12 protein-coding genes are annotated in these 12,167 nt (G+C 63.0%); 4 read left to right on the top strand and 8 right to left on the bottom strand.

Annotated features, from left to right (window positions below; translation table 11 throughout):
* The first annotated feature begins 50 nt into the window (after window positions 1–50).
* The gene (locus J5J06_13235; protein MCO6438050.1) at window positions 51–1,646 is read left to right on the top strand and encodes an adenylyltransferase/cytidyltransferase family protein; all 1,596 of its coding nucleotides are present in this window, start codon (window positions 51–53) and stop codon (window positions 1,644–1,646) included.
* Between the two features lie 116 nt (window positions 1,647–1,762).
* On the opposite strand, the gene J5J06_13240 is transcribed toward J5J06_13235, so the two are convergent.
* The 8 genes from J5J06_13240 to groL (J5J06_13275) form a co-directional block, all read right to left on the bottom strand.
* On the bottom strand, window positions 1,763–2,887 hold the full coding sequence (locus J5J06_13240) for a prepilin-type N-terminal cleavage/methylation domain-containing protein (GenBank protein MCO6438051.1): 1,125 nt from the start codon (window positions 2,885–2,887) through the stop codon (window positions 1,763–1,765).
* Window positions 2,888–3,136: 249 nt separating this feature from the next.
* Window positions 3,137–3,397 (bottom strand): DNA gyrase inhibitor YacG, encoded by a 261-nt coding sequence (gene yacG / locus J5J06_13245; GenBank protein MCO6438052.1) that lies wholly within the window; start codon window positions 3,395–3,397, stop codon window positions 3,137–3,139.
* 53 nt (window positions 3,398–3,450) lie between these two features.
* On the bottom strand, window positions 3,451–3,840 hold the full coding sequence (locus tag J5J06_13250; protein MCO6438053.1) for a zinc ribbon domain-containing protein: 390 nt from the start codon (window positions 3,838–3,840) through the stop codon (window positions 3,451–3,453).
* 5 nt (window positions 3,841–3,845) lie between these two features.
* Window positions 3,846–4,445 carry a nucleotide exchange factor GrpE gene (gene grpE, locus J5J06_13255; protein MCO6438054.1) on the bottom strand — a complete coding sequence of 200 codons (600 nt, stop codon included), beginning with the start codon at window positions 4,443–4,445 and terminating at the stop codon, window positions 3,846–3,848.
* Between the two features lie 24 nt (window positions 4,446–4,469).
* Window positions 4,470–5,609, bottom strand: a complete 1,140-nt coding sequence (gene dnaJ / locus J5J06_13260) for a molecular chaperone DnaJ (protein ID MCO6438055.1) — start codon at window positions 5,607–5,609, stop codon at window positions 4,470–4,472.
* 117 nt (window positions 5,610–5,726) lie between these two features.
* Window positions 5,727–7,337 (bottom strand): chaperonin GroEL, encoded by a 1,611-nt coding sequence (gene groL, locus J5J06_13265; protein MCO6438056.1) that lies wholly within the window; start codon window positions 7,335–7,337, stop codon window positions 5,727–5,729.
* A gap of 54 nt (window positions 7,338–7,391) precedes the next feature.
* Window positions 7,392–7,712, bottom strand: coding sequence for a co-chaperone GroES (locus J5J06_13270; GenBank protein ID MCO6438057.1), 321 nt, complete (start codon window positions 7,710–7,712; stop codon window positions 7,392–7,394).
* A gap of 120 nt (window positions 7,713–7,832) precedes the next feature.
* Entirely contained in the window at window positions 7,833–9,473 is a 1,641-nt protein-coding gene (gene groL, locus J5J06_13275; GenBank protein MCO6438058.1) for a chaperonin GroEL, read from the bottom strand.
* A 432-nt stretch (window positions 9,474–9,905) separates the two neighbouring features.
* On the opposite strand from groL (J5J06_13275), the gene J5J06_13280 reads away from it, so the two are divergent.
* The 3 genes from J5J06_13280 to J5J06_13290 all read left to right on the top strand — a co-directional run.
* Window positions 9,906–10,763: an AraC family transcriptional regulator gene (locus tag J5J06_13280; GenBank protein MCO6438059.1), complete on the top strand. Its 858-nt coding sequence runs from the start codon at window positions 9,906–9,908 to the stop codon at window positions 10,761–10,763.
* 71 nt (window positions 10,764–10,834) lie between these two features.
* On the top strand, window positions 10,835–11,971 hold the full coding sequence (locus J5J06_13285; protein MCO6438060.1) for an aspartyl protease family protein: 1,137 nt from the start codon (window positions 10,835–10,837) through the stop codon (window positions 11,969–11,971).
* Window positions 11,968–12,167: hypothetical protein (locus J5J06_13290; protein ID MCO6438061.1), on the top strand; the 200-nt coding region annotated here is incomplete at its 3' end. The genes J5J06_13285 and J5J06_13290, both read left to right, overlap by 4 nt.

The following is a 12,167-nucleotide window of genomic DNA, read 5'->3' on the forward strand; positions in this document are numbered from 1 at the left end:
CCCGGACCGTCCCGGAACCGGGTCACCGCCGTGCTGCGGGTTTTCTCAGCATGACAGCCAGCTTCGAATCCAAAATCGTCGGTCTCGACGCTCTGGCCGCCATCGTCGAGCAGTTTCGTGCCGCGGGCAAGACGATCGTTCAGTGTCACGGCTGCTTCGACGTCGTTCATCCCGGGCACATCCGCTACCTGGAGTTCGCCCGCCAGCAGGGGGACGTGCTCATCGTCTCCATCACCGGCGACGCCGCCATCGACAAGGGCGGAATGCGCCCCTATATCCCCCAGGAACTCCGCGCAGAGAACCTGGCCGCCCTGATGTGCGTGGACCTGGTCTGCATTACGCCGGAACCCACGGCGGAGAACGCCCTGCGTCGCATCCGCCCCGATCTGTACATCAAAGGGCGCGAGTACGAAAACTCCCGGGATCCGGGTTTCCTGGCTGAGAAGGCCATCGTCGAGGAGTATGGCGGACGTATCCTCTTCTCCAGCGGCGAGATCATCTTCAGTTCCACCGCCCTCATCGAACGATTGCCCCGCTTCCCCGAAAATGAATCCCACCGTCTCAACCTGGTCTGCCGCCGGCACGCCATTACCCGCGAATCGCTCGAAGCGCGGCTGGACAGATTCCGGGGGCTGAACGTCATGGTCGTCGGGGACATCGTCCTCGATCGCTACGTCCTCTGCGATCCGCTGGGCGTCGCCAGCGAATCCCCCATGATATCCCTCGCCCAGCGCGATGAGCGCAGCTACGTCGGGGGCGCGGCCATTGTCGCCCGCCACGTCGCCGCCCTCGGCGCCCGCGCCTTTCTGGTCAGCGCCGCAGCCGAGGATGAGCCGTCCGACATGGTTCGCGACGTCCTTCGCTGTGAAGGCGTCGAGAATCACCTGATCAACTGTCGACCCTCGCTCGTCGAGAAGACCCGCTTCCTCGCCGACGAAAACAAGCTCTTCAAGGTGGAACGCGCCCAGATCCGCCCGCTGGACTCCGTCGCCGAGCGCCACGCGGCCATGATTCTCGAACAACACTCGCGACTCGCCGACGCCGTCATCTTTTGCGATTTCGGCTACGGCATGATCACCTCCGGCCTGCTCCAGCGCGTCCTGCCCGCGCTCCGCCAGAACGTCCGCATCCTCGCCGGGGATATCAGCGGTGCCCGGGCCAATCTGCTCAACTTCGTCAACGTCGATCTGCTCTGCCCGTCCGAGCTCGAAATGCGCGCCATGCTCCACGATTACGACGCCGGCCTCTCGTCCGTCGCGTGGCAGTTGCTCGAGCGCACCCAGGCCCGGCACTTGTTCGTCACGCTCGAAAAACGCGGTATGGTCGTCTTCGATCGCCAGAGCCAGCAGCGTGGTACACCGGAGTGGTCGGGGCGCCTCCGCAGCGAGCAGGTCCCCGCGCTTACGCCCCATGCCCTCGACAAGCTCGGATGCGGCGACGCACTTCTCGCCGCATCCACGCTCACGCTCGCCGCCGGCGGCAGCCTTCTTGAATCAGCCTATCTGGGCAGCGCGGCCGCGGCCATCGAAATCGGCATGCTCGGCAACCACCCCGTGGAAAACTCCGGGCTGCGGGCGTGGCTCGGCCACCGCCGCGAACTCCGCCAGGACCAGCCCATCCCGCCACCGGTGCTCACGCCGGCTTGACGCGCGAACACCGATCTCTCTCCAAAGCAAAAGGGGTGCGACTCCGTGTCGCACCCCTTCGGGTATGCTGGGGTTGGAAATCGGCCGGATTTCAACCGACCGCGATCAGGCCGGGTTTACTCCGACGATACGCACCGCTCGTAAGAGGGTCGGCCTTCTGAACTGATGCTCAGCCCGGTGATGATGCCCTCGGCCGGCAGCGTGTCTTTCTGCCACCCGTTTCCGCGGATGATGATGCACGTATTGGCCCGCTGACGGTCCGCGTCCTCCGGATAGACGACCTCGGCTCGGTAGTGCTCCATGTAGCCCTCGGCGTCCTCCGTGCCCGGAATGATCACCGTCTGCGACTCGGCGTGCGAGTCCACAAAAGCTCGCTGATAGGTCCAGTCCTTGCCGTGCCACCCGCGGACGGCCTTCGTGGGACCCGGGTCGATACCGGTCAATTGCAGGAGTTCGAAGCAGTCCTTCGGCTCACGCTTGCACGCCCAGGCCCAACGGCCGATGTTCTCCTCGTAGTACAGCGTGCGCGAGGGATTGGGCACGCGGGAGATCGGCCGCAGCATGGGCGAGTTGCTCCATACCGGCTCGGATTGACCCACGATTCGTGTCCAGAGAATGTTGGCCGTGAAGCTGTTGCCGAAGAAGTCGTACGATGACGTCTCCGTCATCTTGATCCAGTCCGTGCAGTGGGCACCACGCGGCGGGCCGTCGTCGGCCGGGCAACGATAGTTGTCCAGCTTCAGCTTGGTGTCTTCCAGGGCGATCTGACGATCGAAGTTCTTACCCAGAAGGTCGCCGCCGTAGGCGTCCGCGAAACCGCCCGGATAGAGAATGTCGTTCATGGGACGCGTGGCCGGACCGAAACCGGCCTTGGTGCCGTACTTGCTGCCCAGACCTTCTTCGGCACCACGACCCGGAACCCAGTTCGGCGTTCCGATACCGCTCTTGCCGCCCCACTCGTAGGCGCCGATCCACGTCGGGTTCGCCGGATTCTGCCGGAACATCAACGGATGGCAGGGAATGCCCCAGCCGTTGGGATCGTCCGCCTCGTACACCCGGCTGCTGCTGGCCACACCCTTGAGGTGCGACAGGCAGGCCGTCGCCTTCGCCTGCCGACGAGCGGCCTCGAGCGACGGCAACAGGATCGAGATCAACAGCGCGATGATCGCGATAACCACAAGAAGCTCGAGCAGCGTGAAGCCGCCCCGTTTCGTTCCGCGTTGCAACATGCGTCCCTTCATCACTTAGACTCCTCCCGACAGCTCTAACCGCCGGACCCCAAAGCCCGTCAAGAAACTTCATTTTTCAAAAACCGCCGGCGGCGCACCCCAGAAAGCTTATTGCCGTCGCCGGCGGCCAAGATTCCCACCACAAATAACACCATTCAAGGCCGGACGGCGGTTAAAATCTGAGACATCCGCGCCTCTGCGCCCGATATAGACACAATACTCACCAGCGGGCGAAAAACATCATTCCGACTTTTTATCGGATCAAGAATCTCCACGCTGACTTTCGTCCTCGCCGGAGTCCTGTCGCGGATCGTCCGGCGAAAGCGGTTCGGTGACCGCATAGGTGCCATCCAGCCAGCGCCCCAAGTCGACCATCTTGCAACGGTACGAGCAGAACGGGCGGAACGCCGCTTCCTCGCGCCGTCCCACGGAAAACCGCCGGCGGCAGGTTGGACATTCAAACGTGATCAATGCAGTGGCCCCGGTCTGGGCTGACGCTGGTGCTGATGCCGTCTGCTTCATCAAATGACGGGACTGAACGTGTCGCGAAGCCAAGGCATGTCCGTTGGAAGTCGCTACACGGCCACGCCTTCGCCCTTCGCCTTCTTCGATCCCTTCGGCGTGTCCTTGGCCGGCTTCGATTTGGATTCCGAATTGCCGGACGAGGAATCTTTCGCGGGGGTTTGCGACTTTTCCGCCTTGCCGTCGCCCTTTTCGGCCGGACCTGATCCGTTGTCCTTCTTCGCCGCCTCCTTGTAGGACTCGCTGCGATAATCCGTGATGTAGAAGCCCGAACCTTTGAAGATCAATCCTGCCCCGCCGCTGATGCGCCGCTGCACCGGTGCGTTGCACGAGCATTGCGGATTATCCTGCTTGCGGAGCTTGCGGCGCGGCGGGTCCGTCATCGATTGGAACACCTCCGTCACCTTTCCGCACCGCGTGCATTCATATTCGTACGTTGGCATGCCGTTTACCTCTCTCCGTCGTTTTCGCCCTGACTCGCGGCCGCGACAATGACCTTGGCCGGGCGCAGGGTCCGATCCCGCAGGCGATAGCCCCGAGCGACCTCTTCCAGCACCGTACCCGGAGGCTGCGCGTCCGTGGGCTGCTGCATCAACGCTTCGTGCTGGTGCGGATCAAAGGGCTGCCCCGCGGCGTCGATCGGCTCCAGGCCGAAAGAGCCCAGTGCCTTGAGCAGGTTCTCGCGGACCAGCCTGACGCCGTCGAGCAGCGCCCGGACATCGGCCTGATCCGTCGCATGCTGGATCGCGCGGTCCAGGTCGTCGAGCACGGGCACGATCGCTTTCAACAGCTCCGCATTACCGAAGCGCACGGCCTCGGCGCGCTCGTTGGCCGCTCTTCGCTGGATGTTCTGCACTTCCGCCCGAGCGCGCAGCAGCGCATCTTCCAGCGACGCGATGCGCTCTCGCAAGGCTTCGGGCGCGTCCGCATCGGGGGCGCCTGCTCGCGGCGCGCCTTCGTCCTCGGCAAATACGTCATCGGCGACGGGCTCGTTGTCGTGCCCGTCGGGCTTGGCATTTTTCGGCGAGGTGGCGTTGGCGTCGGTCATGACGTCGGCCTCCGTTGCAACCGCTTACGACGAACTACCGCTCAGATAGTCCACCAGTCGATCGAAGAAACCCTTCGACTCCGGCAGCACCGATCGATCCTCGGACTCGGCGAATTCGCGAAGCAGAGATTCCTGCTCCTTGCTGAGCTTCTTGGGGATCTCGATCAGCACCTGCACGATTTCATCACCCCGCGCGCCGCTGCGCAGGTCGGGCAGACCCAGCCTCGAAAGACGAAAGAGCTGGCCGTGCTGCGTTCCCGCCGGGATGCGCAGTTCCGCCTTGCCCTCCAGCGTGGGCACTTCCACGGCTGCACCGAGCGCCGCCTGCGTGAAGCTGATGGGCATGCGGCACACCAGGTCATTCTGGTGCCGCTCCAGAAAGGGATGCGGCGCGACGCGCACATAACAGTGTAGGTCACCCCGGGTATTTCCGTCATCTCCGGGTTCGCCCTCGCCACGGACCCGGACGGCCTGCCCGTCGTGGATACCCGCGGGAATCTGTACGCGGACCGCGGATCGGCGCGACACGCGCCCCGAACCCCGACAATTCGAGCAAGGGGTCGTAATAACCGTGCCACGTCCGTGACAGTTCGGACATGTCGTGATGACGCGACCGAACAGGCCCGCAAGCCCGCCTGTCTGCTCCACCTGCCCGTAACCGCCGCACGTCCCGCAAGACTTGCGCTGCGACCCCCGGGCGGCACCACTGCCGTCGCAGTCCTCGCACAGTTCGCGACGGGAGTACTCGATGGACCGCTCTGCTCCCGTGGCGACCTCGCCGAGCGATATTTCGACCTCGGTCTGAAGATCGGCGCCGCGGCTTCGACCGCGCCGCCCGCTGCGACCACCGCCGCCGAAGATGTCGTTGAACATGTCGAAAATGTCATTGAAGCCCATGTGCGAGAAGTCATGGGCAGCGGCGCCGGCGCCCAGTCCGGCGTGTCCGAACTGGTCGTAGCGCTGTCGCTTGGCACCGTCCGCCAGGACGTCGTAGGCCTCGGCCGCCTCCTTGAAGCGGCGTTCTGCGTCGGGATCGCTCTGGTTACGGTCCGGGTGGTACTTGTGCGCCGCCCGGCGAAAGGCCTTCTTGATTTCCTCGGGCGTAGCCTCGCGGCTTACGCCAAGGACTTCGTAGTAATCGCGCTTTGCACCAGCCACCGCCATGCCTCAACTGCCCAACTTCAGGGGATTGGCTCCACCGCGTTCGATCTCCGACATGGAACGGGGCGGATCAAGGTCCGCCCCGGGGGTCCATTCGCTTGCAGTCACCCATCCGCGTTTCTATCGGACGGCGTGCTCGATCTTCTTACCATCGTCCTTCAATTCCGTGACAAGGACCTCGGTCGTCAACAGAAGCCCCGAAATGCTCGCGGCGTTCTCCAGGGCCACGCGCGACACCTTGGCCGGGTCGATAATCCCGCTCTTGACCATGTCGCAGAACTCCCGCTTGCGGGCGTCGAATCCGTGCGAACCGGTCTTTTCCAGGATCTGCTCGACGATGACGTCGCCGTCCTCGCCGGCGTTGGACGCAATCTGCCGCGTCGGCGCCCGCAGGGCATGGAGCACGATATTCACGCCGATCTTCTCATCGCCGCGGGCCTTTTCGCGAACCTTGGTCACGGCGGGAATTGCCCGCAGGAAGGCCACGCCGCCGCCGGGAACCACACCCTCTTCGGCCGCCGCCTTGGTGGCGTGGAAGGCATCATCGACGAGGTCCTTTCGCTCCTTGACTTCGATCTCGGTGGCGCCGCCAACGCGAATGACGGCCACGCCGCCGGTCAGACGGGCAAGCCGCTCCTGCAACTTCTCCCGATCGTAGTCGCTCGTGGTTTTCTCGATCTGGCTGCGGATCTGCTCGCAGCGGGCCTTGATCTCCGTCTTCTTGCCCGCGCCCTGGATGACCGTCGTGTTGTCCTTGGTGATGACGACCTTCTTGGCCGAGCCCATGTCCGAAGCGGTGACGTTCTCGAGCTTGACGCCCAGGTCCTCGCTGAGCAGCTTGGCCCCGGTGACCGTGGCCAGGTCGCCGAGCATGGCCTTGCGGCGATCGCCGAAGCCCGGCGCCTTCACCGCGCAGCACTTGAGCACGCCGCGGATCTTGTTGACCACCAGGCCCGCCAGCGCCTCGCCGTCGACGTCCTCGGCAATCACCAGCAGCGACTTGCCCGTCGTGGCGATGCTCTCCAGCACGGGAACAAAGTCCCGCAGGTTGGAGATCTTCTTCTCGTAGATGAGGATCGCGGGATCCTCGAGCACGCACTCCAGCGTCGACGGGTTGGTCATGAAGTAGGGCGAGATGTAGCCCTTGTCGAACTGCATGCCTTCGACGACTTCCTTCTCCGTCGTCAGGCTCTTGCCTTCTTCGATCTCGACCACGCCCTCCGTGCCGACCTCCGCGAGCGCCCCGGCCAGCAGCTTGCCGATCTCCTCGTCGCCGTTGGCGGAAATCGTGGCGATTTTGGCGAGGTCGTCGTTGCCTTTGACCTTTGCGGAAATCCCCTTGATCGCTTCCACCGCCGCGGCCACGGCCGCATCGATGCCGCGCTTGAGCGCCATGGGATTGGCACCCGCGGTCACCGACTTGAACCCTTCGCGGAAGATGGCCTCGGCCAGTACCGTGGCCGCCGTCGTTCCGTCGCCGACAACATCGCTGGTCTTCGAAGCCACCTGGTTGATGAGCTTGGCCCCCATGTTCTCGAAGGGCTGGGGCAGCTCGACTTCCTTGCTCACGCTGACGCCGTCCTTGGTCACGCGCGGCGACCCGAAGGACTTCTGGAGGATGACGTTGCGCCCCGTCGGACCCATCGTCACCCGTACCGCGTCAGCCAGCTTGGTCAGCCCCTCCAGAACTCGCTGGCGGGCATCCTGGGAAAACATCATCTGCTTGGCCATGGACTGCTCCGTTCCATTCAAAAAAGCGGCACGAACGCGGCCGCGCGGTACCTGTTACTTTTCCACGATCGCCAGCACGTCGCTCTCGCGAAGGATGTACATCTTGTCCCCCGCGATGTCGATCTCGGTGCCGGAATATTTGCCGTAGACGACTTCGTCACCGACCTTCAGCGACATCTCGCCGCGCTTGCCGCTCTTGAGCAGCTTCCCGGGCCCGGCGGCAATGACCGTACCCCGCTGCGGTTTTTCCCGTGCCGAGTCCGGCAGGATGATCCCACCGGAGGTCTTCTCCTCCGCCTCGCTCGGTTCCACCAGAACACGATCGTCCATGGGACGGAACTTCACCTTCTTTTTCGACGCCGTTGCGGTTGCCATGATCGGTAGGACTCCATCTATCCAGCGGCCGCGCCGCTCGGGCGCTTCTGGCCGGTTTGTTACGAATTCACCCACGCCTCATATCGAAACTCGGCGGCAAACGGTGCCGCCTTGCCGGCACTACATCATGTCGTAATCGTCGTCCATGCCCTCGCCGCCAGGCATCTGGTCGTCTTCTTCCTCGGGTTTGGCGGTGATGCAGACGTCCGTGCTCAGCAGAATGCGGGCCACGCTGCTGCCATTCTCCAGCGCCGAACGCACGACCTTGGTGGGATCAATCACGCCCGCCTTGAGCAGGTCTTCGTACTGGCCCGTGTCGGCGTTAAAGCCGAACGCGCCGCTGCCCTCGGAGATCTTGTGCAGCACGAGCCCGGCATTGAACCCGGCGTTCTTCGCAATCTGCCGCGCCGGCTCCATCAGTGCCTGGCAGACAATGTCCACGCCGAGCTGCTCGTCGCCGCGGAGCTTGAGACCTTCCACACCCTTGCAGGCGCGGATGAGGGCCACGCCGCCCCCGGGAACAATGCCCTCCTCGAGCGCCGCCCGCGTGGCATGCAGGGCGTCCTCGATGCGCGCCTTCTTTTCCTTCATTTCCGTCTCGGTCGCCGCGCCGACGTTGATCTGGGCCACGCCGCCAGCCAGCTTCGCCCGGCGCTCCTCGAGCTTCTCGCGATCGTAGTCGGACGTCGTCGCGTCGATCTCGGCCGCGATCTGCTTGATGCGCCCCTGAATGTCGGATGTCGATCCAGCCCCTTCGATGATCGTGGTGTTGTTGGCATCGACCCGCACGCGCTTGGCCTGGCCGAGCTCGTTGACCGTGATCTTCTCCAGATCAAGCCCCAGGTCCTTCATGATTGCCGTCGCCCCTGTGAGCACGGCGATGTCCTGGAGCATGGCCTTGCGGCGATCGCCGTAACCCGGCGCCTTCACCGCGCAGATGTCGAGAATGCCGCGCAGCTTGTTGACCACCAGCGTGGCCAGCGCCTCGCCCTCGATGTCCTCCGCGATGATCAGCAGCGGACGCTTGGACTTGGCGATCTTCTCCAGCAGGGGAACCAGCTTGGGAACGTTGCTGATCTTGTCCTCGTGAATGAGCACGAACGCCTTGTTGAGCACGCACTCCACGGTGTCATGGTCGGTGACGAAGTGCGGCGAAAGGAAGCCGCGATCGAACTGCATGCCTTCGACAACATCGATCGTCGTATCCGAGCTCTTGCCCTCCTCGACGGTGATCACGCCGTCCTTGCCGACCTTCTCGAACGCATCGGCCAGGAGCTTGCCGATCACCTCGTCGTTGTTGGCGGAGATGCGGGCGACGTTGACGATGTCTTCACGGCGGTTGGCCTTGATCGGGCGGGACATGCCCTTGAGCTCGTCCACGACCTTTCCGACCGCCTTCTGAATGCCCCGGATGATGGCGTTGCCGTCCGCGCCGGCGGTGATGTTCCGCAGCCCCTGCTTGAAGATGGCTTCGGCCAGTACGGTGGCCGTGGTCGTGCCGTCACCCGCTACTTCACTCGTCTTCGAGGCCGCTTCCTTGACGAGTTGGGCCCCGAGGTTCTCGAACTTGTCAATCAGCTCGACCTCTTCGGCCACGGTAACGCCGTCTTTGGTGATATTCGGGCCTCCCCAGCCCTTATCAATCACCGCGTTTCGTCCGCGGGGCCCGAGGGTCGCCTTGACCGCGGCCGCGAGCTTCTCGACGCCGCTCTTCAACGAGCCCCTTGCGTCGTGCTCGTACGCCAACTGTTTGACCGCCATACGTTTCGCCTCCTACACGCTGCCGTGGAAACAAGTGGGAAAACAGATCCAACAACCGGCGGTTGGACAAACAACCCAGACGGCCGCCCTACCGTCGGCGGTTCGGCCCGCGCTCGGTACCGAACACCTCCTCGTGCCACGAGATACCGTCAGCGCACAAGAAGATGCTGTTCGTAGGGCAAGGCCCGGACCAGCCCATCACCCGCCACGGGATAGCTTGCAAATTATTATATCACAATAGATTGCAGACATTATGCGGTTGTTGGTCTTTGGAAATTCGCGCTGCCAGCTTGGCAGAAGCGCGTCGGACAGCGTTTATCGGGTGCCAATTTGACAGCGGCAGTCTGCGTCCACCTCGCGAATCGAATCGCGGCTGCCAGGGGGACAAGGGTCTCGAAGAATATTCCGCCGGGTTGAGCGAATCCTGATTTCGTGAAAATCGCGCGCGCGGGCATTCTGGGCAATCTGTTGGCGTCCCGCCGGCTGGAGGACATCGACGTACGTTTCGTGGGCTACCGGCCGGGACAGGAGATGCGCCGCCACGCCCACGGTTGGATGAGCGTGACGTTGGTACTTTCCGGCATCCTCCAGGAGACCGTGGAGGGTCGGACTGTCACGTGTCGTCCACTATCGCTGGTCGTCAAACCGGAAGGGGCGGAACACGAAACTCGCGCCGGGCCGATTGGGGCAATGACCCTCAACTTCCGCCTTGAACGGCAAGCGGTGCGTCAACTCGTGCGCCGTGGGGTAGATATTGGGCAATGCGGACTCCTGAGCGCCGGCACCAGCACAGCGTTGTTGCTCGAACATTTGCGTACGCAGGACGCGGCCCCCTTCCAAACATCCGACATTCTGGCTGACGCGATCCTCGGGTGCATGGACGCCAGTCTCCCGGCGGAAACGGCGGGTTGTGCAGAGCACACCGTCGCGATGTCGCGGGGATCGACGCGGGCGGCTGCGAACTCGGCTGACATGCATCCCGTCTCCTATGCCAGGCGATTTCGCCGAACCATGGGCGTCGCGCCGTCGCAGTGGCGCATCCGACAGCGGGTGTCGCACGCCGCGTGCGGTTTGGCCAACGGTCACGAGCAGGTCGTCCAGATTGCCCTCGCGGCCGGTTTCTCCGATCAGGCGCATCTCTGCCGGTTGTACAAGCGAGAGACCGGCCTGACGCCGAACCGGTACCGCCAGCTCATCCGATCTTTTCTGGCCGAAAACCGCCACGAATCTCCTCAGTTCCATTTGTTCAATACCTCACCGCCCACCTCACCTAGATTGTGGCCCGAGTAGTGGCGGCAACGACGTCTTGTCGCCGCGATGCCAGACCAGCGTGATACAGGGGTATTCAAATGAAACATAGCATGATGTGCGTCGTTGCCTTGTTGCTCGTTGCCACAGACGCCCGTGCCGAAGATGCCAGCACATCCCGCCGAGGCTACGACTCCTCAACTCTTGCGAGTGATCGACTTGAAATACCGTTTGTCCAGTGGGGCGGCGCCATCCTCGTCGAGAACGTCGAAGTCAATGGGCAGGGACCGTTCCGATTCATGTTGGACACCGGTGCCGAAGGGGCCGGGCGCGTTGATCGTACGCTTGTAGAGAAGCTCGATCTCCCCTTATTGAGCGACGCGACCGGCAAGGGCGTCCTCGGACAGAATCTGAAGTTGACCGATCACCGCCTCGACACGCTCAGCATGGGCGAATTGTCCTTCACGAATGTGGTTGTAAGCAGCCGCGACTACAATGCCGAGCGTCCGGGGGGATTGAAGCCCATCGATGGCATTCTCGGGTTTCACCTCTTCAGCGAGTACCTGCTGACCGTCAATTATTCCGCCCGCACGATTGTCGTGAGTCGCGGCGAGCTCCCTCCCCCGGACGGAAAGAGCATCGTGCCCATCATCAGCGACGACGAAGATCCTGAGATCGAGGTGACCATTGGCGGGATGTCGACCAAGGCGCTCATCGACACGGGCGCCATCATCCCACTCGGCCTCCCAACAGCATTGGCCAAAAACCTGAAATTCACGAGCGAGCCGACTCGGGTCGGACGAAGCGGGGGCGCCGATATCGAATCGGCCACGCTTGATGGCGCACTGCGGATCGGTGACGCCATCATCGACAACCCAGAAACGCTGATCGCGGGACCGCTCGGTGAGGCAAACATCGGAATTAAAATCATCGCGCAGCTCGAGGTCACTTTCGACCAGAAGAACGGCCGAATTCGCATCGAACGGGCAGCGGCACCCGAAAGATATGGATTTGTGATCGCCAAACGAGGCACAGAGCCCTGGAATATCAAAGAAGTCGCTCCGGACAGCATCGCGGAAAGCGCCGGATTACGTGCCGGCGACCGTGTCATCGCCGTCAACGGCCAATCGATGGAAGGGATTGATCGAGAAAGTCTCGACCGCTTGCTGGGGTCACTTTCCCTGACGTTTGAAATAGAACGGCAGGGCGAACGGATGGAAGTTCGCATGCAAAAGAGAAGCTCGCGGTGACGGAAACAGCCGGTGTGACGTTCTTGGTCAAACCCGGGATTCACCCTTCTTCACGGAAACGACTCGAGAGACTAAGAAACTATCTCAAAAAGCCGTTTCCTGTCGATATTGGCGTCATGGACTTTTTGGAAGGAGCCATGGATGGCCAGAATGAAACGGCGTGTCAAACGGTTGGAGACCGTCTGGGCGTGTCCGG

The organism is Phycisphaerae bacterium (assembly GCA_024102815.1).
Lineage (GTDB): Bacteria > Planctomycetota > Phycisphaerae > UBA1845 > UBA1845 > JAGFJJ01.

Bases quoted from the DNA above. Each gene is read 5' to 3' on its own strand.
- J5J06_13235 (MCO6438050.1), top strand. From the start codon at position 51: ATGACAGCCAGCTTCGAATCCAAAATCGTCGGTCTCGACGCTCTGGCC.
- J5J06_13240 (MCO6438051.1), bottom strand. From the start codon at position 2,887: ATGAAGGGACGCATGTTGCAACGCGGAACGAAACGGGGCGGCTTCACG.
- yacG (MCO6438052.1), bottom strand. From the start codon at position 3,397: ATGAAGCAGACGGCATCAGCACCAGCGTCAGCCCAGACCGGGGCCACT.
- J5J06_13250 (MCO6438053.1), bottom strand. From the start codon at position 3,840: ATGCCAACGTACGAATATGAATGCACGCGGTGCGGAAAGGTGACGGAG.
- grpE (MCO6438054.1), bottom strand. From the start codon at position 4,445: ATGACCGACGCCAACGCCACCTCGCCGAAAAATGCCAAGCCCGACGGG.
- dnaJ (MCO6438055.1), bottom strand. From the start codon at position 5,609: ATGGCGGTGGCTGGTGCAAAGCGCGATTACTACGAAGTCCTTGGCGTA.
- groL (MCO6438056.1), bottom strand. From the start codon at position 7,337: ATGGCCAAGCAGATGATGTTTTCCCAGGATGCCCGCCAGCGAGTTCTG.
- J5J06_13270 (MCO6438057.1), bottom strand. From the start codon at position 7,712: ATGGCAACCGCAACGGCGTCGAAAAAGAAGGTGAAGTTCCGTCCCATG.
- groL (MCO6438058.1), bottom strand. From the start codon at position 9,473: ATGGCGGTCAAACAGTTGGCGTACGAGCACGACGCAAGGGGCTCGTTG.
- J5J06_13285 (MCO6438060.1), top strand. From the start codon at position 10,835: ATGATGTGCGTCGTTGCCTTGTTGCTCGTTGCCACAGACGCCCGTGCC.